General features: G+C 61.2%; 21 protein-coding genes. 7 read left to right on the top strand and 14 right to left on the bottom strand.

Annotation, left to right across the window (positions count from 1 at the left end):
- The first annotated feature begins 54 nt into the window (after window positions 1-54).
- The 3 genes from ESZ53_RS12795 (at window position 55) to ESZ53_RS12785 (ending at window position 2,956) form a co-directional block, all read left to right on the top strand.
- Complete coding sequence (locus ESZ53_RS12795) at window positions 55-909, top strand: CoA ester lyase (RefSeq protein ID WP_129073178.1); 855 nt, start codon at window positions 55-57, stop codon at window positions 907-909.
- A gap of 137 nt (window positions 910-1,046) precedes the next feature.
- Window positions 1,047-2,201, top strand: coding sequence for an acetyl-CoA C-acyltransferase (locus ESZ53_RS12790; protein WP_129073177.1), 1,155 nt, complete (start codon window positions 1,047-1,049; stop codon window positions 2,199-2,201).
- Window positions 2,201-2,956, top strand: a complete 756-nt coding sequence (locus ESZ53_RS12785; RefSeq protein ID WP_129073176.1) for a 3-hydroxyacyl-CoA dehydrogenase — start codon at window positions 2,201-2,203, stop codon at window positions 2,954-2,956. The genes ESZ53_RS12790 and ESZ53_RS12785 overlap by 1 nt, the downstream gene beginning before the upstream one ends.
- Window positions 2,957-3,031: 75 nt before the next feature.
- On the opposite strand, the gene ESZ53_RS12780 is transcribed toward ESZ53_RS12785, so the two are convergent.
- The 7 genes from ESZ53_RS12780 to ESZ53_RS12745 all read right to left on the bottom strand — a co-directional run bounded on the left by ESZ53_RS12780 (window position 3,032) and on the right by ESZ53_RS12745 (window position 10,593).
- A complete protein-coding gene (locus ESZ53_RS12780) occupies window positions 3,032-3,784 on the bottom strand; it encodes an amino acid ABC transporter ATP-binding protein (RefSeq protein WP_168187275.1) in 753 nt (250 codons plus the stop codon).
- 26 nt (window positions 3,785-3,810) lie between these two features.
- The gene (locus ESZ53_RS12775; protein WP_246837321.1) at window positions 3,811-4,854 is read right to left on the bottom strand and encodes an amino acid ABC transporter permease; all 1,044 of its coding nucleotides are present in this window, start codon (window positions 4,852-4,854) and stop codon (window positions 3,811-3,813) included.
- Between the two features lie 4 nt (window positions 4,855-4,858).
- Window positions 4,859-5,752: an ABC transporter substrate-binding protein gene (locus ESZ53_RS12770; protein WP_129073174.1), complete on the bottom strand. Its 894-nt coding sequence runs from the start codon at window positions 5,750-5,752 to the stop codon at window positions 4,859-4,861.
- A 242-nt stretch (window positions 5,753-5,994) separates the two neighbouring features.
- Window positions 5,995-6,522, bottom strand: a complete 528-nt coding sequence (locus ESZ53_RS12765; RefSeq protein WP_246837320.1) for a hypothetical protein — start codon at window positions 6,520-6,522, stop codon at window positions 5,995-5,997.
- Between the two features lie 75 nt (window positions 6,523-6,597).
- Window positions 6,598-7,077, bottom strand: a complete 480-nt coding sequence (locus ESZ53_RS12760) for a GNAT family N-acetyltransferase (protein ID WP_129073173.1) — start codon at window positions 7,075-7,077, stop codon at window positions 6,598-6,600.
- Complete coding sequence (locus ESZ53_RS12755; RefSeq protein WP_129073172.1) at window positions 7,074-8,072, bottom strand: ribonucleotide-diphosphate reductase subunit beta; 999 nt, start codon at window positions 8,070-8,072, stop codon at window positions 7,074-7,076. The genes ESZ53_RS12760 and ESZ53_RS12755 overlap by 4 nt, the downstream gene beginning before the upstream one ends.
- A gap of 82 nt (window positions 8,073-8,154) precedes the next feature.
- Window positions 8,155-10,593, bottom strand: a complete 2,439-nt coding sequence (locus tag ESZ53_RS12745; protein WP_129073171.1) for a ribonucleoside-diphosphate reductase subunit alpha — start codon at window positions 10,591-10,593, stop codon at window positions 8,155-8,157.
- A gap of 247 nt (window positions 10,594-10,840) precedes the next feature.
- On the opposite strand from ESZ53_RS12745, the gene ESZ53_RS12740 reads away from it, so the two are divergent.
- A complete protein-coding gene (locus ESZ53_RS12740; RefSeq protein ID WP_129073170.1) occupies window positions 10,841-12,049 on the top strand; it encodes an MFS transporter in 1,209 nt (402 codons plus the stop codon).
- A 73-nt stretch (window positions 12,050-12,122) separates the two neighbouring features.
- On the opposite strand, the gene ESZ53_RS12735 is transcribed toward ESZ53_RS12740, so the two are convergent.
- The 3 genes from ESZ53_RS12735 to ESZ53_RS12725 form a co-directional block, all read right to left on the bottom strand.
- The gene (locus tag ESZ53_RS12735; RefSeq protein ID WP_129073169.1) at window positions 12,123-13,121 is read right to left on the bottom strand and encodes an aldo/keto reductase; all 999 of its coding nucleotides are present in this window, start codon (window positions 13,119-13,121) and stop codon (window positions 12,123-12,125) included.
- Window positions 13,122-13,225: 104 nt separating this feature from the next.
- Window positions 13,226-14,002 carry a polyphosphate polymerase domain-containing protein gene (locus ESZ53_RS12730; RefSeq protein WP_129073168.1) on the bottom strand — a complete coding sequence of 259 codons (777 nt, stop codon included), beginning with the start codon at window positions 14,000-14,002 and terminating at the stop codon, window positions 13,226-13,228.
- Window positions 13,999-14,640 carry a DUF4956 domain-containing protein gene (locus ESZ53_RS12725; protein ID WP_129073167.1) on the bottom strand — a complete coding sequence of 214 codons (642 nt, stop codon included), beginning with the start codon at window positions 14,638-14,640 and terminating at the stop codon, window positions 13,999-14,001. Before ESZ53_RS12725 ends, ESZ53_RS12730 begins: the two co-directional genes overlap by 4 nt.
- 153 nt (window positions 14,641-14,793) lie before the next feature.
- On the opposite strand from ESZ53_RS12725, the gene ESZ53_RS12720 reads away from it, so the two are divergent.
- A complete protein-coding gene (locus tag ESZ53_RS12720; RefSeq protein WP_129073166.1) occupies window positions 14,794-15,501 on the top strand; it encodes a M50 family metallopeptidase in 708 nt (235 codons plus the stop codon).
- A gap of 20 nt (window positions 15,502-15,521) precedes the next feature.
- On the opposite strand, the gene ESZ53_RS12715 is transcribed toward ESZ53_RS12720, so the two are convergent.
- The gene (locus tag ESZ53_RS12715; RefSeq protein ID WP_129073165.1) at window positions 15,522-16,349 is read right to left on the bottom strand and encodes an alpha/beta fold hydrolase; all 828 of its coding nucleotides are present in this window, start codon (window positions 16,347-16,349) and stop codon (window positions 15,522-15,524) included.
- 51 nt (window positions 16,350-16,400) lie between these two features.
- On the bottom strand, window positions 16,401-16,613 hold the full coding sequence (locus tag ESZ53_RS12710; RefSeq protein ID WP_129073164.1) for a hypothetical protein: 213 nt from the start codon (window positions 16,611-16,613) through the stop codon (window positions 16,401-16,403).
- Window positions 16,614-16,854: 241 nt separating this feature from the next.
- Here ESZ53_RS12710 and ESZ53_RS12705 point away from each other — a divergent pair, with 241 nt between their 5' ends.
- A complete protein-coding gene (locus tag ESZ53_RS12705) occupies window positions 16,855-17,829 on the top strand; it encodes a DUF4349 domain-containing protein (protein ID WP_129073163.1) in 975 nt (324 codons plus the stop codon).
- On the opposite strand, the gene ESZ53_RS12700 is transcribed toward ESZ53_RS12705, so the two are convergent.
- A complete protein-coding gene (locus ESZ53_RS12700; RefSeq protein WP_129073162.1) occupies window positions 17,826-18,866 on the bottom strand; it encodes an LLM class flavin-dependent oxidoreductase in 1,041 nt (346 codons plus the stop codon). The two genes, ESZ53_RS12705 and ESZ53_RS12700, sit on opposite strands and share 4 nt — an antisense overlap.
- A 133-nt stretch (window positions 18,867-18,999) precedes the next feature.
- Window positions 19,000-20,001, bottom strand: coding sequence for a LacI family DNA-binding transcriptional regulator (locus tag ESZ53_RS12695; RefSeq protein WP_168187250.1), 1,002 nt, complete (start codon window positions 19,999-20,001; stop codon window positions 19,000-19,002).
- 217 nt (window positions 20,002-20,218) lie between these two features.
- Here ESZ53_RS12695 and ESZ53_RS12690 point away from each other — a divergent pair, with 217 nt between their 5' ends.
- Entirely contained in the window at window positions 20,219-21,490 is a 1,272-nt protein-coding gene (locus ESZ53_RS12690; RefSeq protein WP_168187249.1) for an ABC transporter substrate-binding protein, read from the top strand.

Genomic DNA, 21,490 nt, shown 5'->3' with positions numbered 1-21,490 from the left:
GGCTGCGAGTGGCGCGAAATCGTAGCCTCTCTTCTGAAAGAAAGCAGCTCACGCGTGTCCGAAAGCACTACCACCACCCCCGCTAGCCCCGAGATTTCCGCTGAGATTGCGCGTTCGTGGCTCCTGGTTGCGGCTACCCGCCCCGAAGACTTTGACGCTGCCGAGCGTTCGCGCGCCGACCAGATCATTCTCGATGTTGAAGACGCTGTTGATCCGCGCTTGAAGCCGAGTGCCCGCGACGCTGTCGTGCAGTGGTTGAGCAATGGCGGCAGCGGCTGGGTGCGCATCAATGACCGTGCTTCTGACTTCTGGTCAGACGATGTGGATGCCCTCGCCGGCCTTCCTGGCCTGCGCGGCGTCATGCTCGCCAAGGCAGAAGCGGCCGCTCACGTTTCTGAAACTTTTGACCGTCTCAAGGGCGCCACTCCCGTGATCGCCCTCGTGGAGTCGGCTCTCGGAATCGAAGAAGTTGTCTCGATCGCCCGCGCCCGCGGTGCGTACCGTCTTGCCTTCGGTAGCGGCGACTACCGTCGCGACACCGGCGCCAGCGCCGATGACCTCGCCATGGCCTACCCCCGCTCGCGCTTGGTCATTGCCAGCCGGGTCGGCAACCTTCCCGGCCCGATCGACGGGCCGACCGTCGGCACGAGCCACCCGGTTCTGCGCGAACAAGGTGACATGGCCGTTTCTCTCGGCATGACCGGCAAGCTCTGCCTCGACATCGAGCAACTGCCGATCATCAATGAGGTCATCAGCCCCACACGCTCTGATGTGGCGTGGGCGCGCGATTTCTTGGACGACTTCGAGGCTCGCGGCCGCGTCATCCGCGACGGCAGCGACCTGCCCCGCCTTGGTCGTGCCCAAAAGATCGACAAGCTGGCCCGCGCGTTTGGCGTCGAACCGGCCTAACCGTAGTGAATCAGCGGGCTCGCGAGTGCGGGCCCGCTTTTTCGTGCCTGCTTTTCGGGCGTACAGTCCGAATATCTTTGCTCTACGAGCAGCACCCCGCTCTTCCCCGCATCCGCCCTCGCGGTTAGGGTTGAGCCATGACAACGGCAGTCATTGTTGACGCGATTCGAACGCCTTCGGGCCGGGGCAAACCCGGCGGGGCGCTCTCCAGCGAGCATCCGGTCGATCTTCTGGCCGTCGTCTTGCGCAGTCTGGTTGATCGTCACGATCTCGACCCCGCCACCATCGACGATGTGATGGGCGGCTGCGTCACACAATCTGGCCGCCAGGCAGCCAATGTGACCCGCACTGCGGTGCTGGCTGCGGGGTTCCCCGAGTCGGTGCCGGCCACCACGATCGACCGCCAGTGCGGCTCCAGTCAGCAGGCCGCGCACTTCGCCGCTCAATCGATCATGGCCGGGGTCAATGACATCGTCATCGCGTGCGGTGTCGAGCTCATGAGCACCCACCCGATTGGGCAAGCGACGCTCGGTCAAGGTGGAATGAGCCGCCTTACCCGTAACCGCTACCCCGAAGGATTCGTCACGCAGGGCATCTCGGCAGAGCTCATTGCCGCGCGCTGGGGCCTGGAACGCGACGACCTCGACGTCTATGCGGCCCTCTCCCACGCTCGTGCCGCGGCCTCCGATTTCAGCTCGGAGATTCTGCCGCTCGCTGGCCTCGATCGCGACGAAACCGTGCGCCCCGGCACCACCGCCGAGAAGCTCTCTGCGCTCGCGCCCGTCTTCTACGATGCCGCTACCGCCGGGCGTTTTCCCGAGATTCAATGGCGCGTGACCGCCGGCAACTCATCGCCGCTTACCGACGGCGCCTCCGCTGCGCTGATCATGAGCGAAGAGCGGGCCGCGGCTCTGGGGTTGACGCCTCGCGCGCGCTTCCATTCCTTTGCAGTCGTCGGTTCCGACCCCATCGAGATGCTCACCGGCATCATTCCCGCTACGCATCGCGTACTCGAGCGCAGCGGCATCCGGCTCGACCAGATCGACAGCATCGAGGTCAACGAAGCCTTCGCCTCGGTGGCCCTCGCCTGGCTCAAAGAATTCCCCGTCGATCCCACGATCGTGAACCCCCGCGGCGGTGCCATCGCGCTCGGCCACGCCCTCGGCTCCTCGGGCACGCGCCTGCTCACGACTCTTGTCAATCACCTCGACGCCAGCGGCGGTCGCTTCGGACTCCAAGTGATGTGCGAAGGCGGCGGCATGGCCAACGCAACCCTCATCGAAAGGCTTTAATGCACATTCAGGATGCCGCAGCGCTCATCACCGGCGGCGCCAGTGGACTCGGACTGTCCACCGCTCACGCTCTCGCCGCGCAGGGCGCGCAGGTCACCATCGCCGATCTGCCCAGCTCGCGTGGACTCGAAATCGCCGCCGAACATGGCTTCCGGTTCTCCCCCACCGACGTGCGCTCCGAGGTTGACGTTCAGGCTGCCGTCGACCTAGCGCGCTCGGTGGCTCCGCTGCGTATTGTCGTGAACTGCGCCGGAGTTGCAACTCCCGGCAAGACGCTCGGGCGCAAGGGTGTGCTGCCGTTAGAGACCTTCGAGACCGTGATCGGCATCAACCTTGTGGGCACGTTCAACGTCATCCGGCTGGCTGCGGCAGCGATGGTCGAGACCGAGCCGATCGACGGGGAACGGGGCGTGATCGTGAACACGGCATCCGTCGCTGCCTTCGATGGCCAGATTGGCCAGCCCGCGTATGCCGCGTCTAAAGCGGGTGTCGCCGGGATGACTCTGCCGCTCGCCCGCGAATTCGCGGCGAGCTTGGTGCGCGTCATGACAATCGCTCCGGGCATCTTTGAGACGCCGATGATGGCAGGCCTGCCGCAGGAGGCGCAAGATTCGCTCGGCGCGCAAGTGCCGCATCCGTCTCGCCTGGGACGACCGGCCGAATACGCTGCGCTCGTGCAGCACATCGTCGAGAACCCGATGCTCAACGGTGAAGTGATTAGGCTCGACGGTGCGATCCGGATGCAGCCGCGCTAGCAGCCACCAATTGCGCGGCGTCGAGGACACTGGTCACAGCCAGCATCCTCGACACGTCGCGAGCCTCGTCTGAGGTTAGAGAACCTTGGAGAGAAACGCTTTCGTACGTTCGTGCTGTGGGTTACCGAGAACCTCGTCGGGATCGCCCGACTCCACGACAACGCCACCATCCATAAACACGAGCTGGTCGGCGACTTCACGCGCGAACCCCATCTCGTGCGTGACGACGATCATGGTCATGCCGGATTCGGCGAGACCCTTCATGACGTCGAGCACTTCGCCCACGAGCTCCGGGTCGAGCGCCGAGGTCGGCTCATCGAACAGCATGAGCTTGGGCTCCATGGCGAGAGCGCGCGCGATAGCCACACGCTGCTGCTGGCCACCCGACAAGTGAGCCGGGTAGGCATCCGCCTTATCAGCGAGGCCGACGCGAGCGAGCAGCTCTTGAGCGTGCGCGACCGCGGCCTCTTTCTTGACCTTGTTCACCCGGATGGGCGCCTCAATGATGTTTTCGAGGGCCGTCATGTGCGGGAACAGATTGAAGCGCTGAAACACCATGCCGATATCCCGACGCTGGCGAGCAGCTTCGCGCGGCTTGAGCTCATAGAGCTTGTCGCCACGCTCTTCGTACCCGACCAGAACGCCTTCGACACTGAGTCGACCGGCATCCACTCGTTCAAGATGGTTGATGCAGCGCAAGAAGGTTGACTTGCCCGAACCACTTGGCCCGACCAAACACATCACCTCGCCCTGCGGTACCGACAGCGAAATGCTCTTGAGGACTTCGTTAGAACCGAAGCTCTTCGAGACACGATCGGCATGCACCATGGGCACGCTACTTGTAGCTGCGTTCATCATTGGTGCTCCTTTCCTTCAGGATCGGTACTCAGGTCGGCACTGGCATCAGAACCAGCCTCGCCAGCGGCTGCCGCTCCCGGAGTCGTAATGACACCGGTCTTCAGCGTGATTGCCCCCGTCTCGGTCCCCGTCTTTTCGGGGCGAGCCTGGCCAACTCCGCGAGAGAAGCGCTTCTCCAAGAAGTACTGGCCCACCATGAGAATCGAGGTGAACAGCAGGTACCAGGCAGAGGCGACGAGCAACAGCGGAATCGGGTCGAAGATCACAACGGAGATGTCGCGCGAACGACCGTAGAGCTCCAGGCTGAACGGGATGGCCGTGACCAGCGAGGTGGTCTTGAGCATCGAAATAACTTCATTGCCCGTGGGCGGAATGATGATGCGCATGGCCTGGGGAATGACAACGCGAGTCATGGTTTGAATCCACGACATACCCAGCGCGGTAGCAGCTTCATCTTGGCCCTTGTCGACCGAGAGGATGCCGGCGCGCACGATCTCTGCCATGTAGGCAGATTCGTTGAGCGCCAGACCGATCACAGCGAGCCAGAACACGCTGATGAGGTCGTTCGTTTCGAGTGAAAGCCACGGCTCCGTGAAGGGGATGCCGATATCGATCGTGGAGTAGATCGTCGCGAAGAGACCCCAGAATACGAGCTGCACGTAGACAGGAGTGCCGCGGAAGACCCAGAGGTAGAGCCAGGCAATACCCTTAACCACCGGGTTGTCCGAGAGACGCATGACGGCAAGAGTGACGCCCAAGATGATCGCGATGATCATCGAGTACACCGTGAGCAACAGCGTGTAGCCCGCTGCTTGCGAGATGCGCTGATCAAAGATGTATTTGGCGAAGTTGTCCCAGCCATACGCGTCGCGCTGGGCAGCGTCCAGCACGAAGAGCGCGAGCATCGCCACCAGAATCACGGCGACAACGTTGCGCCAAGGGTGACGAAGACGAATCGCCTGAATAGCTTCCGCTTGATCGGCGCCGTTCGGCGACACCATGTCAGGTGTCGCCGAACGGTTAGAGCCTGATGCAGCCATCTACTTAGCTAGCGGTTGCCGCGTTGATGGTGATGCTGTCGACAGCACCGCTGAAGACTCCCCAGTCGTCGAGGATCGACTTGTAGGTTCCGTCGTCGATCATCGACTGCAGAGCAGCCTGGAGAGCGGCCGGAAGCTCCGAGTCCTTAGCGACGGCGATTCCGTAGGGCGCGGTGTCGAAGGAGTCGCCTGCGAGCTCAATCTTGTCTTCAACCTGGCTCACGGCGTACTGCGTGATGGGTGAGTCAGCGCTCATGGCGTCGGCCCGGCCCAGAGCAAGCGCGTTCGTGGCTTCGTCTTGCGTGTCGAACTTGAGGATGTCGATGGGCTCGTTGCCCGCATCCACACACTCTTGCGACTTCGCCGGAAGCTCGTCGGTCTCTTCGTAGGTTCCGGTCTGAACAGTAACGGTCAAGCCACACGCATTAGCGGGGTCAACGTCGCCGCCAACTGCCTGCGCCCACTGGATGCCCGCTTCGTAGTAGTTCACGAAGTCGACGACCTTCTCGCGCTCTGCGTTATCAGTGAACGACGAGAAGCCGATGTCGTAGCTACCGCCGGTGACGCTCGGGATGATCTTGTCGAAACTGGAGGGCTCGTACTGAGTCTCGAGACCAAGGGTCGCGGCCATCGCGTTGGCGAGGTCAACTTCCCACCCGATGGGGTTTCCAGCATCGTCCTTGTATTCATTGGGCGCGTAGGTCGGGTCAATACCGATCACGAGCACGCCGGCGTCCTTGATGTCGTCAGGCAACAGAGCGGCTGCAGCTTCGTTCACTCCGACGTCGGGAGTGTTGCCTCCGGTGGTGGTTTCGGTGGTGGTGCTGTTGTCGACACAACCCGACAGCATGAGCGCTGCGGCGACAACCAGTGCCGGAGTCACGTACTTGATTCTCATGATTCAACCTTCTCTATTTCCCGATGAATAGCGGCGTCGGTTACGAAGATCGAATCCGGAACGGACGCGCCTCGCCTCAACGCCGACCAAGGAAGCCTACCGCCGGCTGCGCTCAGATCATCGTTTGGTGAGAAACGATCCGGTATCCATTAGGGGGTGGCCGTCGAAATCCTGCATGACGTGCAGAAATTATGCGGCAGAGGCACGGCCGCGTCATTAGTGGGCGCGACGCGCCAGCGGAGCTAGTACTCACCTTCGTTCGCTGCTTGCAGCTCTGCGAAGTTGATCGTGCGTAGCTCACGCAGTCGAGTTTCGCGGTCCTTCTGATATTGCGGATCGGCAGCCGGCATGTACGCGTCGCGCAATTTGCCGATGATCGCGGTCCCGATCTCGCTCCACGCCAGTTCGCGCGCTTCGTCGATGATGTTCGAGATCAGTTCGCCGTCCATGGATGCTTGGCGAAGCCCCTCGGTGAGCCCCTCCTGGACTGCACGGTTGCGTTCCGTACGCGTGACCTTGAGCAGCCGTTCCGCTTGGTCAGCCAAGTGGTCGAATTCGACGTGAACGAGGCCAGCCAGCGCACCGTCGTCGTAGTCGAGGTGATCGCGAGCGGCGTCGACGATGATTCGATTCTTGACCGCCATTCGCACCGCGTTGCGCGCGATGAGAACGCCCTCTTCGACAACACGTTCGATGGGCGCTTCTTCTACGGGCTCGGGCGCCCTAAATTTGCCCAAGTTGAGGCGCGGGCGCCGCCGAAAGAGTCTCACAGTGCAATTGTTCCGGGTTAGTTGGATAAGGGGTATCCCCCATCCGGTGCAGCTTAGGTGGCGAAGCTGAACGGACTACAAAGTCTTTTCGTAGCAGATACCAAATGGGATGTTGGCGTAGTCGCCAAAAGGCTCGATGTGTACGTAGCCCAGGCTTTCGTAGAGCGCCATAGCGGGCAACTGAGCGTGACCGGTTTGCAGTACGAGCGAGCGAGCCGAAGCTGCGCGAGCTACACCTTCCAGCTCATTCATGAGGCGGCGGGCAGCGCCCTTGCCCCGATGGTTCGAGCCAACGAAGACCTTCTTAACTTCAAAGGACTTTCCGAACCGGCGCAGCGCGGCGTGACCGATGACGGTATCGCCATCGAGCGCGAGAAGCGTATGACTGACGTCGCCGGGCGAGACCGTCAACGCAGCATTTACTGCGCTGCGGCCCATCTCATCGAGGGCGGCCTGACGATCGGCGTACATCGCCGTCGTCTCGACCTCCATCAGTTCACGCTGGGTAACCGCGCGTGGGTCGAGCCAGTCGACCCACTCAACGGTCAGGCTCACTCCGTTTTTACCTTGGTGGTTGCCGAGGCGTTGGCCTCATACGAGGTGTTGGTCGACTCGAAGAAGTTCACGAGCTCGAGAGTGTCGTTGGCTGTCGCCATCCACTTGGCCGGGTTCGACACCTTGTAGTGCGCATCGAAGCCGAGCTCCTCCAACCGACGGTCAGCCAGGTACTTGACGTACTGGTTGATGTAGTTGGCGTTGAGACCAAGGATGCCGCCGGGGAGCAGGTCGTGGTTGTAGGCCTCTTCCATTTCCACAGCATCCAGAATCATCTGGCGAATTTCGTCAGCAAACTCTTCCGTCAAAATCTCGGGATTCTCTTCCATCACTGTGAGGATCAGGTTGATTCCGAACTTGAGGTGCAGGCTTTCGTCGCGAACAACCCAGTCCATGAGCGAACCGAAGTTACGCAGCAGGTTGCGCTGACGGAACGACAGGGCAACCATGAAGCCCGAGTAGAACCAGATGCCTTCGAGCACCACGTTGTAGGCAACGAGGTTGCGGATGAAGTCCTGCTTGCCTGCGATGGTGTCGATGTCGAGAGTTTGCTCCGTCATACGACGGATGTACTTCATCTCGAACTCTTCCTTGCGAGCCATCGATGGGACGTCAACGTGAGAGTTGTACGCAGCTTCGCGGTCGATGGGGAAGGTTTCGAGAACGTACTCGAAGCTCATGCAGTGGTTCGCTTCTTCCCACATCTGCTTCGCGAGGTACAGCGAGCATTCTGCGGCCGAAACGTAGGGGTACACGCCAAAGGCCAAGGCCTTGTTGACGAGCAACTCGTTCGGGTTGAAGTAGCTCATGAGGAAGGTCACTGCGTGACGCTCTTCATCGGTCATCTTCTTGAAGTCGGCGATGTCTTCGCCCAGCTGGATCTCGTTAGGGAACCAGGTGTTAGCAACGGCCTGGTCATACAGGTCCATGGCCCATTGGTACTTGATGGGCTTCAGCAGCAGGCCGTCTTGCAGGCCGGTTCCTAAGATTCCCATTACTGGCAGCTATCGCACTGGAGGTCGTCCATGGGATCGACCGGTACGAAGTAGTCGTCTGTCGTGTTTTCGCGATTCATAATTATTCTGCCTTCTTTGCGAATCCGCCGAAGCCTCGGCGGGCGGGAGCTGAGCCCGCGGTTGATGTCGATGCGGAGGCTGTTGCAGCCTTGCCCGACGAAATTTCTTCTGCCTTGTTGACCTTCACAGTGGACTGCTCCGCCTGGTGGCGAGGCTTCATGTGCAGGTAGTAAGTGGTCTTGACGCCGCGCGACCACGCGTCGGAGTAGATGTCCATCATGTCGCCGAGGTCACGCGTCTCGAGGTACATGTTGCGGCTGATGGCCTGGTCGATCCACTTCTGGGCACGAGCGGCAACTTCGAGGAACGAGTAGGGCGAGAGCTGGAAGCTCGTCTTGAACACGGCCTTGATGTCATCGGGGATACCGGCAACGTTCTGCACGTCACCCTGGCTGCGCAAGATAGCTTCGCGGTTCTGCTCCCACAGGCCGTGCTCCTGAAGGGTCGCAACGAGGTTGCGGTTCACTTCAAGGAACTTACCGTTCGAAGTCGAGCGGCTGAAGATCTGCGAGAACTGCGGGTCGAGACCGGGTGTGGTGCCGGCAACGAGACCAATGGATGCGGTGGGAGCGATTGCCATCAGCGTCGCGTTACGCATTCCGCCCTTGACCTTCTCGCGCATGGCATCCCAGTCGAGACGCGTCTTGCGGTTGACCTTGATCTCCATGCCACGGTCGGCTTCGGTGAGCGCGATGGAGTCGAGCGGCACGAGGCCCTCTGACCAACGGCTGCCTTCGAAGTTCGTGTACGAACCGCGCTCTTTGGCCAGCTCGGTGCTGGCGTCGATCGCGGCGTACGAGACGTGCTCCATGATTTCGTCGATGAGGTCGTAGGCCTCTTCGCTCTCGTAGCTGTAGCCGAGCTTCTCGATGATGTCGGTGAATCCCATAACGCCCAGACCGACGGCGCGGTTCTGCTCGTTAGAGAAGTCGGCCTCTTTCACGCTGGAGCGCGTGATGTCGATGAGGTTGTCGAGCTGACGAACAGCCAGACGGGCGCTCTCCGCGATCTTCACGAAGTCAACTCCGCCTTCGGGCAGAAGGTGACGCGAAAGGTTGATCGACGCAAGGTTACAAACGGAGACATTGTCTTCATCCTGCGGCAGCGTGATTTCGGTGCAGAGGTTGGAAAGGTGGATCGTGCCCGTGTTGTTGTTGAGCGCACGGTTGTTGATCGTGTCTTTGAAGGTCAGCCACGGGTGGCTGGTGGTCTGCAGCGAGATCAGGATCGACTTGAACTGCTCGCGAGCACCGATCTTCTTGAACATGTGCATTTCGCCAGCTTCGGCCATGGCTACATATTCGTTGTAACGCGTGGAGAATGCCTGGCCGTAGAGCTCGTTGAGGTCGGTCACTTCGAGCGGATCGAAAAGGTACCACGAGTCATCATTCTGAACGCGCTTCATGAACTCATCGCTGATCCATACGGCCGTGTTGGCGGTGCGGGTGCGGCGGTAGGGGTCACCAGAGTTGCTGCGGAGTTCGAGGAACTCCGGGAAGTCCATGTGCCAGTTCTCCATGTAGAAGCAGAGCGCGCCGAACTTCTTGCCACCGCGGCTCACGGCACGAAGGATCGAGTCGATCGTGTGCATGAAGGGGATGGGGCCGGTGGAGGTGGTGTTGTTGGAGCGGATGGGCGAACCCTGCGCGCGCAGCTTGGTGACCGAAAGGCCGATTCCGCCGGTGCCTTTGGTGAGCCACATGACATCGCGCGTCGTCTTCGCGATGTGCTCCATGTCGTCTTGCATTTCCATGACGAAACAGTTGGCGAGCTGCGGGTAGATCGTTCCCGCGTTCACGAGAGTGGAGCCGGCAGCCAAGTATTCGAGGCTGGACATCTTCTCGTAGAACTTGAGCGCTGCCTCGTTGGGGTTGGCCTCGTTGAGCGAGAGGCCCATGGCGATGCGCATCCAGAAGTACTGCGGTACTTCAAGAGCGTCGCCGTTGCGGCCCTTGATGCCGTAGCGGTTGTTGAGCGTGACAACGCCGATGTACTTGAGCAGCTCGTCGTGAGCGGGCTCGAGGTGCTCGGAGAGAGCATCCAAGTCGAACATGCTCGTAAGGCGGGGGTCGAGGAGACCTTCTTCTACGCCACGGATGACGTTGGGGCCGAAGTGCTCTTTGTGCAGGCGCTTGAGGTCAGCAGCGTCGGTGTAGTCACCGAGAACGCGCTTGTAAATGGTCTTAAGGAGAAGACGGGCGGCAACAGTGTCGAAGGCCGGGTCATCTTTAACGTTCTGGAGTGCAACCTGAATAACAGCTTCATCGAGCTGCTGCGTGGTGATGCCGTCGAACAGCGTCAATTCGAGCTCAGAAGCGATCTGAGTAACCCACGTGATGTTCTCGTCGAGCCCCTCTGCGGCCTCTTCGATCGCGATGTTGATCTTGTTCGCGTCGTACGGCTCTCGCTGTCCGTTGCGCTTGACGACTGTGATTGCCACGAATACTCCCTAAATCCCCGTAAAACCTTGAAAACCGCGATCCCCGATCAAGCGGTTCCACCACTATATATCGTGGGTGCCACCGGTCGCCAACCCTAGATGTAGTGGGCGTGTCCTCCACAGGTGTGGATAACTTCGCGGAGTTGTCCACAGCCTATGGATAACCACTGACACCGCGAACACCCCCGAAAAACGGGCAATGAGCGGCCTAAAATCGGCCCACTGCGACGGCTAAGCTGGAACCCTTGTGAACGCATACATCGACCTGTTGAAAACTCCGGGCATCGCCAGGATTATTGCCGCGCAGCTGACTGCCCGACTTCCGAGCGGAATGCTCTCGTTGGCGATCCTTCTTCACGTCGAACAGATTCACGATTCTTACGGTGCTGCCGGCCTCGTGCTCGCCGCCACGAGTGTGGGGCAAGCTGTGGCGGGCCCTCTCACCAGCCGCTGGATGGGCATTTGGGGAATGCGCAAAGTTCTCATCCTCACCCTTGTCATTTCGGCTACGGCCATCTTCACGATTGCGCTCGCGCCGCTGAGCGTAGGCATGTTCATGGTGGTCGGGCTCATCGGCGGGCTCAGCAACCCACCCGTGCAACCAGCGGTGCGCACGATCTACCCCAAGATGGTCAACTCCAAGCAGCTGACCCCGCTGTTCTCGCTGGATGCCTCGGCTCAAGAAATCATCTGGGTTGCCGGCCCGGTCGTTGCCACGTTCATTGCCGTGCAGATTTCCACAACGCTCGCGATCCTCGTCGCGGGCGCCTTCCTCATCTTGGGCGGAATCTGGTTCATCGCGAGCCCCGAAGTCGGCCAAGTGCGCATCCCCCGCAGCAAGCGCTCGTTCGGCACCGTGCTGCGCAAACCACCCGTCATGCTCGCAACGATCACCGGCTTCCTCCTCGTCGGCGCAGCATCCGCCGTTGAAGCATCCGTCGTCGCTGTCTTCGGCCACGGTGGCCCGCAAGCCGGAATCGTGCTCGGCATCTGGGCAATCGGCTCGCTCTTCGGCGGGCTCTTCCTCGGCCACCTCCCCATCGGACCGTGGGCGCTCGCGCGCCGCATGCTCATCGTCTTCGTGGGCATGGCGTTGGCGATGATCTATCTCGACTTCTGGTGGCTCGCCATCATGCTGCTCATCGCGGGTATCGGTATCGCTCCCGCGTTCGCCGTCATTTTCGCGATCGTGTCGGCGAGTGTGAAGTTCAGCGACACCGCTGAGGCGTATGGATGGGTCGGCACCGGTCAACTCATTGGTGCAGCGCTCGGCTCGGCTATCGCTGGATTCCTCATCGACGCCAATGGACCCATCGGTGGCTTCTGGGCCGCGACCGTGATTGCAGCCCTCGGAGTTCTCGTACCAACGCTGCTGCGCGGCTGGCACCCCGACCTGCGCGGCAAAGACGCGAGCCCCATCCCTGACACGGAGCCGATCAGCACGCTGCGCCAGTAGCAGCCAGAACGGCTACGACCGCGACCGCGCCACATAATTTAGGGCGTGACGCGGTCACTCTCACCGGGTGCGACTACCAGCGCGGATGCACCGCAGCACGGAAGTGGCGGTCGTAAATGTCGCGCACCCCGGACATGAAACCGTCGCTCAGAGCAGGCACTTGACCGGCGCCCGCGTTGGACTGCGCCTGTGCGACATTGCGCGCCCCCGGAATCACCGAACTCACGCCTGGCTGCTGAGCAACCCATGCCAACGCCACCTGCGGCGTCGAGAAATCGGCGACGGCCGGTTCGCCAGCGAGCAGCGCGGCAAACTCCTGGGCCGCAGCAACGCCCGTCTCGAAGTCGACGCCCGAGAACGTCTCCCCCACGTCGAACGCTTCGCCGTTGCGGTTGTAGGTGCGGTGGTCATTCTCAGCGAACGTCGTGTCGACGCGATACTTGCCACTGAGCAAACCGGAGGCCAGCGGAACCCGGGCGATGATTCCTACACCGGCGTCCACGGCGGCCGGAAGAACAACATCCAAGGGCTTGAGGCGGAAGGCGTTGAGGATGAGCTGCACGCTCGCAACGTTCGGTCGCGCGATGGCGGCGAGCGCCTCATCCGCGGTCTCGACGCTCACGCCGTAGGCGGCGATGGCGCCGTCAGCGACGAGCACGTCGAGGTCATCGAAGACGCTATCCATGCCGAAAACGGCGGTGGGCGGGCAGTGCAATTGCACGAGGTCGAGAGTGTCTACGCCGAGATTCTGGCGTGAACGATCCGTCCATTCGCGGAACTTCGCGAGGGTGAAGTTGCTGGGGTCTTGCGCTTCGCGGCGCCCCATCTTGGTCGCGACAGTGATGTCGAGCTCGGGGCGATCGGCAAGATAACTGCCGATGAACTTTTCGCTGCGACCGTCGCCGTAGACGTCGGCAGTGTCGAAGAAGGTGACCCCACCATCCGCCGCGGTATCGAGCACGCTGCGGGCATCCGCCTCGCTCACGTCACCCCAGTCGGCCCCCAGCTGCCACGTGCCCAAACCGATAGCGGATACAGAACGGCCGGTGCGGCCCAAAGTGCGAATGTCCATGCCTCAACGCTACGCCTCCCTGGCGACACAGAGCGACCACGCAATAAACGTCGCCAGTCCGCAAGGGGCGGTCACGGACTGGCGACGAGTTTAGGGAGCAACTTTTAGGCTGCGACGCTGTCGAGTGCAGGCATGAAGTGGCGGCGCAACACGCGCGACCACCGGTTGCGCGGCAGCTCCGGGCGAAGAGCGGCGAGGCCCGTTGCGAACTTGGAGATGCGATCGGGGCGGTGGCCCATCCTCCAGAGCAGTCGGTCTACTTCGCTGGCTTGGCCGGACGACTTCGTTTCTACGATCACCGTGTCATCGAGCTGGACCATGTCTGCGTCGCACTCCCACGCGAGTTCGCTATCGATCGTGCACCGGCTGCCACTTCCCGGTAAGAAGAGGGTCGTGCGGGTGTAGCGGGTGGTCAGAACGGGCTCCATGCTGCCCGTGTCGATCCCGTCGACGGAGGCGTCCTGCAGCAGCTCGTCGATGTACTCGCGGCCTTCGGCAGTGAGGCTATTACGCTCATCGAAGCTATACGGAAGGCGCTGCTTCGCGGTCGTTCCGCGCGAGCCCTTCGTTTTCACCTCGAGGTAGCAATCACCGGTATCGAGGTAGCTGCGAGTGCGAGCCTTAAAACGACGACGTCGCGGATGCGCGGCCAACAGGTAACTCGCTGCCTCCGGAGTATCGAAGTACACCGACTCGTAGTCGAAGTGCTGTCGCCCGTCGATCTCGAGCACCCGCGCTTGAGACTCGAGTTCCGCCAGCAGCACTGCGAGGTCAGAGGCAGGCACCACATATTTGCGGTCAACACGCGTCAGCAGAGATGCACGTTCGGCCAGTTCCTCTAAAGAGATCGTCGCGAACTGTGTCGTGGATGGCGTGCTCATCGACGTGATCCTTCCAGAGCGTCATCGAGAGTCCGCGGCATCGCCGTCGCGACACCGCGGGTTGGCGCGGTAAGGCGGTAGCGAACATCCACCACCGTGGTGTCGTTGACAAGGTCAAGCTTGTTGATGGTGAGCGAGTGCACGCGGGCACCCAACAGGTTCTCGAGACGCAGCCGGAGGGCGGGCTCGTCGGCAATGGCGGCATCCAGAGTCACCGTCTGTTGACGGTATGCCCGGAACAGGTGCGGGCTATCGCCAAAAGCGATCACGAGCAGGATCATCGCCATCAACGCTGGTGCGACGTAGACCGAGACGAGCGACGTCGTGTCGCTCGCGAACCCGGCGGCACCGAGTCCGGCGATGAGGCCGAGAGCGAGGGAAGCGAAGTAGTACGCGACTTCGTGCTGCGCGATCTCCGACGAACGGAGACGGATGATCGAGAGAACTCCGAACAGGCCGAGACCAAGGCCGACACCGACGGCGCTATCGGCCAACATGACCGTGACTGCCATCACCCCGACGTTGACGATGAGATAGGCGACGACCAAGTCGCGGCGGCGGTGGCGCGCAAAGTACAGAGCGAAAGTGAGGAGACCGACGGCGACGAGGTCGAGGGCGATCATGGTGAGTTGGCTCATGGCGGGGCTCCTGAATTGTTGCGAAGCGTGGTGTTCTTCACGCTGGTCCCCATTGAGCCGGAGAACTCTATGGACTTTCTATGAACGATCTCGACGCGGCGTGGGAGTCCCAAAAAGACCTCACTCGTGGGTTCGAGGTGAGACAATTCCCGAATGGATGCCCTTCTCGACTCCCTCGCCCGCACGACCCCGGTCGACATTTCGCCGACCCTGCTGATCGTGATCGTGGCGGCAGCGGCCGTTCTGAGCATCCCGAACCCCATCTGGAAATGGTTCGGACTCTTCACCACTCTCGTGCACGAACTCGGCCATGCCGTCGGCGCGATTCTTACCGGTCGTTTCGTGCACGGTATGAAAATTCGGATGAACCACTCCGGCGAGGCCGTCAGTAGCGGTCGCGGCAAACTCGGCTCCGTCATCAGTGGATCCCTTGGCTATCCCGCCCCCGCCATCGTCGGCGCCGTGCAACTCTGGTGCGTCACCCAGGGCTACACCGCTATGGCCCTGTTCATCGGCGGCATCATCCTCCTGCTCACGCTGCTCGTGATTCGCAACCTCTTCGGCTTTCTCGTCGTCGCCGTCTCCGCCGCCGCGAGCGCCGCCGTTTGGCTCTGGGCAACGCCCGAACAGCAGAGCTACGTGCTGCTCGTGATTGCGATCGCTCTGCTCGTCGGTAGCGTGCGCGGCCTCGCCACCGTGATCGGCGTGCACACCCGCCGCCGCAACCAGCTGAGCACCTCCGACGCCTACCTGCTGTTCAAGCGCACCGGTGTTCCTTCGGTGTTCTGGCTCCTCGTCTTTGCAGCCCTCATCGGTGCGAGCGTCGTCTGGGCCGTCACCATGGTGCTCGAAACGTACTGACCGCGCGGGACCAGCCACACCTAATCGTGCTTCGCCGCCAGTTCGTGACCGCTGTCTATCACGGAGACAAGGCGCTTAGCCAAGCGTTTGCGCACAAGGTGATCGTTCGCTTCGACGCGATGCATCGTCACCTGCCGCATTTGCTCGACGATGCGCATCGTTCCCGGCGCAATGAACTGATCGAGCGACCCATAGACCACGTCGATCGGCACCCGCACCGAAGCGATATCGCTCACGGTTGTTTGGGTTTCGATGCAGTTTTTGAGGCTCATCACAAACGCCTGCCAGTTGCGTTCTGAGACATCGAGAATGTCCTCCAACTGAAACAGGCGCCGCAGGGTGTCGACGGTGGCCATCGTGAAGTCTTTGTTGTCTCGCAAGAACTCGTAGGCGCGCATGTACGCACCGACCCGCGCGCGCACAAGCGGATCCCCGATCTGGTTCGGCGGCACATAAATGGGCGGGCTCACCAGCACGAGTCGACTGACCTTGCTGGGATGCATCGCTGTGTAGCGAGCAGAAAGCAAGCTGCCGAGGGAGTGCCCCACCAGAATGAAGGGGGCGTCGAGCTTCAGCGAATTGATCGTGGCACGGATGGAATCAACGTGCTCTTCGATCGTGAAGGTGGCATCCGCCGGACTTGGCGATTCACCAAAGCCAAGCAGATCGAACGAAATGCAGCGGTAGCGGTCGGAGAGTTGCGGGATGACGTGGGCGAACGTCGCCGCAGATGAGGCGATCCCGTGAAGAAAGATAATCACGGGGCCTTCGCCCTCATCTGCAGCGATATTCAGCAGCGGCGCTTTCGACGGGGTAACCCACCGTCGAAACGCCGTCCATAAACCCATGTGCTCAGTATCCCAGTCCTAGGCGGGTGGATGCTGAGTTAGCGAACCACTTTAGCGAAGGTTCTCTTTGTACTCGTTCTTCGCTTCCGTCGCTTCGCTCTCGGCTTTCGCTCGCTCGAGGTCGGCTTCCGCCTTCTTCACCTCGGCATCTGCTCCTGCCTGATCGGCCGCGTCGCTGACGCGTTCCTTGGTGTCGTCGACGAATTCTCCGACCTTCTTTGCAGTCGCCTCGCTGGCATCCTTCGCGTTATCAATGAGACCCATGATTCCTCCGATGTAAGTAATCCGTGTCGTTCAGCGCCTCTCGTTGAGGCACTATTTCACGATATCCGCCGGACACGAGCGGCATCCAATTTTTCAAGAAATACCGAGAGTGCTTTCAGGCAACGTGAAGCTCGCGTCCACCGCGCAGAGATATTGCGAACAATAACGATCGGGTGGTGACGACCGAATCGTGACAAACGTTGGGTAGTTTTTCTGAACCACACAGCCCACGATTGACAGCATGAGGCGCACACTAAAGATCACTACAGCACTGGCACTTTCCCTCCTTGTTCTCTCCGGTTGCTCGGCGGGCATGAGCGACATGTCGTCGAGCGAGTCAGGCGACTATCTCGTGGAAGAGACGGGTGAAGGACTTTCCGGCACCACCGGCAACGACCAGGGAATCGATGCCCCCGCCGCAGACGGTGCTCTCGCCCCCGAAGCTGATATCAGCCGCGAAGTCATCACGACCGGCTACATGGCCGTGACAGTAACGAGCCCCGACGAAGCAAGCGCTGAAGCAATCCGCATCACGGAGTCGGTGGGCGGCCGCGTCGACGGCCGCAACGAATACGCGCCTTCGGAGGGCAACCGTGGCAGTTCGATGCTTACGCTGCGCATTCCGGCATCCGACCTCACCGCTACTCTCGACAAGTTCAAGGAGTTGGGCGAGCTGCAAGAGGTGTCGATCAATGCGCAAGACGTCACGATGCAGTCGCGCGATCTTGAGGCACGCATTACTGCTCTCGACGCTTCCGTTGACCGCTTGCTCGCTTTGCTTACGAAGGCCGAAGACACCGACACCCTCATCAAGCTGGAGACCGCAATCTCCGATCGCCAAGGTGAGCTCGAGAGCTTGAAGTCGCAAAAACGATACTTCGACGACCAAGTCGCCATGTCAACGCTCACGCTGAGCCTTGTCTCCGAAGCGGATGCCCCCAGCACCGAGCCGAACACGTTCTTGGACGGCCTCGACGCTGGCTGGGCCGCGCTCGTCGCCTTCTTCTCAGGACTGCTCGTGCTGCTTGGAGTGCTGCTGCCCTGGATCGTCTTCCTCGCGATCATCGCAGGCATCATTGTGGTGATCGTGCGAGCATCTATTCGCTCCCACCGACGCTCTACAACCGCGACGGCCCCCGCAGCCGCGCCAGCAGCCACCGAAACGGTCAACGCTGACGCCCCGGCTGCCACCCCCGAGGAGCCGAAGGCCGACTAGGCCTTCTCGGCGAGCAGTTCCCGCACCCGAGGAATGACCTCGGTGGCGTACAACTCAATACTGCGCATCATGCGTTCGTGAGGCAGGGTTCCTGCGCTGTACTTCATGTCGAATCGCTGGATGCCGAGGGCAGAGATCGTGTTCGCGATCTTCTGTGCCACGGTCTCCGGCGATCCGGCGTACATGGAGCCGTGCTTCACCTCGCCAATAAATTCATCAACGCTCGACTCGGGCCAGCCGCGGTCGCGACCGATGCGGTCACGCATCGTCTTGTAGTGCGGCCACAGCTCCTCGACGACCCTGTCATCGGAGTCGGTGATGTAGCCCGGCGAGTGAACGGCGATCGGCAGGTCGGGTTGCCCCAACTCGGCGAGCGCGTTGTGGAAGAGCTGCGCGTAGGGCGCGAACCGTTCGGGCTGGCCGCCGATGATGGCCAGCACGAGTGGCATCCCGTAGCGGGCGGCTCGAACGACAGATTCGGGGCTTCCGCCGACACCGATCCAAGTCTTGAGCGAACCGGATTCGGTGCGCGGAAAGACTTCTTGGTTATTCAGGCCGGCGCGCAAAGTGCCCGACCACGTCACCGGCTCTTCCTTGATGAGCTCGGAGAAGAGGTCGAGCTTCTCGGAGAAGAGCGTTTCGTAGTCAGCAAGGTTGTAGCCGAAGAGCGGGAACGACTCGGTGAAAGAGCCGCGACCGAGGATGATCTCCGCGCGGCCGTTCGACAGGGCATCCACCGTGGCAAAGCGTTCATAGACGCGCACGGGATCATCCGAGCTCAAGACCGTGACGGCCGAGCCCAGTTGGATATTCGTGGTCGCAGCGGCGAGTGCGCCGAGCACGGTTTCGGGAGCGGTAATCGCGAAATCATCGCGGTGATGCTCACCCACACCGAAGTAGTCAACGCCGAGCTTGTCGGCCAGCACTCCCTCAGCTACGACATTGCGGATGACCTGCGCCTGACTGAGCGGCGCACCATTTTCGTCTACCGTGACGTCGCCAAATGTGCCGAGTCCAAACTGAACCTGCTGATTCACGAGCTCCCTTTCGCTGAGACGCCGATCACGTCTGTAGGCAAAACCGTAGCTGGGCATCCACTATTCCACGATTGTGGAGCAGGCACCCGCCAGATGGCGGTTGGGTGGATGCGGGGCTCGCGGCCGCGGTGAGCTAGACCGAGTCGCGCCGCACGAGAGTAGTGGGCAAGGTGTCCCTGATCGGAGCCGCCGTCGGAGCAGCGATCCGTTCGGCGAGCGCCGTGACCATGCGCGCACCGAGCTCACTCAGCGGCTGTCTCACCGTCGTCAGCCGAGGTTCAAGAGTGGTCGCGATCACGGTGTCGTCGAACGAAACAAGCGAAATGTCTTCGGGCACTCGACGTCCCCGTGCTTTAAGCGTCCCCACTGCGCCCGCCGCCATAAGGTCGGACATCACGAACACTCCATCAAGATCAGGATGCTGGTCGAGCAGCGTCTCCATCGCTTGCGCGCCCCCGGATGTCTGAAAGTCCGCTTCGGCGACGAGGGAACTATCGAGGCCGTGAGCCTCGAGCGTCTGCTGAAATCCTCGAAGCCGGTCTTGAGAGACTCCCATTCCGCTCGGACCAGCAATGACCCCGATGCGACGCCTGCCCGCAGCGATCAGGGCTTCGGCGGCGAGCGTGCTGCCGCCGGCATTGTCAGAGTCGATGTACGACAACTCGGAGTCCACCGACTCAACGGGGCGACCCAGGAAGACAACGGGGAGAGCAGATTGCGCGAGCAAGCGTGGGAGCTCGGTGTTGTGAGATTCGAGAATCACCATAGCTCCGTCAACATGGCTAGCTTCGAGAAAGCGGAGGAACTTCTCGTCGCTCTCATCGTTGGCGCGGAGCAGCATCACGAGTTGCTGCTCTGTCTTGGCGATTTCGCGGATAGCGCCGTGCAGCGCCATGGCGAAGAACGAGTTTGTCATTTGCTCGATGTTTGTCTCGGAGACGATGAGAGCCACAGAGTCGTGGCGACCGCGAGCTAACGAGCGGGCCGCCGGATTGGGCCGAAAGCCCAACTTTTCGGCCGCGCGCTGCACTGCAGCACTGCGTTCGGGGTGAACCGTGAGCTTGCCGTTGATCGCTCGAGAGGCCGTAGTGCGCGATACACCGGCTTCACGCGCGACGTCGTCGAGGGTAACCATGTGCATATCATCCCCTGCGTGGTCGTAGTTCGAGGAATCCGCAACGCGTAAAAGTATGAGTTTTAGGGAAGCGCAATCTTTTTGTTGTGATTCCCGACATAAGCCTATACGGTTGCACTACTTCATCAAGGAAGCGCTTCCTCGACCCAACCTCGACGATCGCCTCCGAGACGAATGCCCCCGTAATTCCCAATCACACCTCAATGTGGAGGACGCAATGACAGCGAAAAAATTTGCCAAATCAGTGATCGCCGGAGCCGCAGCTCTCGCGCTTCTCGCCGGATGCTCGGGCGGAGGTGACACCGACGGAAAGATCACACTCGACGTCTGGACCTTCGGTGGCATGGGCCTCGACGAAGCATTCGCAACGTACCAAGAAGAAAACCCCAACATCATCCTCAAGGTCACCAATGCCGGAGGATCTGACGAGCAAGCTCAGGCACTGACCACCGCCCTCGCCGGCGGCAAGGGACCAGACGTAGCGGCGATCGAAGTCGGCTATATGTCTCAGTTCAAGGCTCAGCCGCAAAACTTCGTCGATCTGCGTACTCTCGGCTCAGACGACATCGAAAGCAGCTTTCTCGACTGGCGCTGGTCTCAGGGCGTTGCCGCTGACGGATCGGTAGTCGGCATCCCGACCGACGTGGGCGGGCTCGCAATGGCCTACCGCACCGACCTCTTCGAAGCTGCCGGGCTCCCCAGCGACCGTGACGAAGTCAGTGCACTCTGGCCCACGTGGGACGACTTCATCGAGGTCGGCGCAGAGTACCGCGCAGCCACCGGCAAGGGCATGATCGACAACGTTAACAGCGCGATCTTCAACCCCGCGGTGCGCCAGGGCAGCGAAATGTACTACGGCGCCGGTGGCGACGACGACCTCATCTACGACAGCAACCCTGACGTGCAAGAGGCGTTTGGCTATGCGCTCGAGGCTATCGATTCGGACATCAGCTCGCGCACCCCATCATGGAGTGAAGCGTGGAACGCTGGCATGAACAACGGTGACTTCGCCGTGCTCGCCGCTCCAGCGTGGATGATGACCTACATTTCTCAGCAGGCGCCAGACACCTCAGGAAAGTGGGATATCGCAGCGGTTCCCGAGAACGCCGGCAACTGGGGCGGTAGTCAGCTCGCTATCCCCGCTAAGTCGGACCACCCCGAAGAGGCATTCGCCTTCATCGAGTGGCTCATGTCGCCGGAGCGTCAGCTCGAGATCTTCCAGGCCCACGGCAATTTCCCGTCGACCCCGGAACTTTACGACACCCCTGACATCCAGAACTTCACCAGTGAGTTCTTCAACGATGCCCCCGTCGGACCGATCTACGCCAACAGCGTGGAATCCATCGAGCCGATCTTCGAAGGTCCGCAGCAGCGCATCATCGACACCGCGATCTTGAACTCGCTCTCGCAGGTCGAGAACGGTGAAGAACCTGCGGCCGATGCCTGGTCCAACGCACTCAAGAATGTTAAGACTGCCCTAGGCGGCTAG

Origin of the sequence: Salinibacterium sp. UTAS2018 (assembly GCF_004118935.1) — a bacterium.
Taxonomy (GTDB): Bacteria; Actinomycetota; Actinomycetes; order Actinomycetales; family Microbacteriaceae; genus Rhodoglobus.
This window is presented reverse-complemented; position numbering and strand designations above follow the sequence as displayed.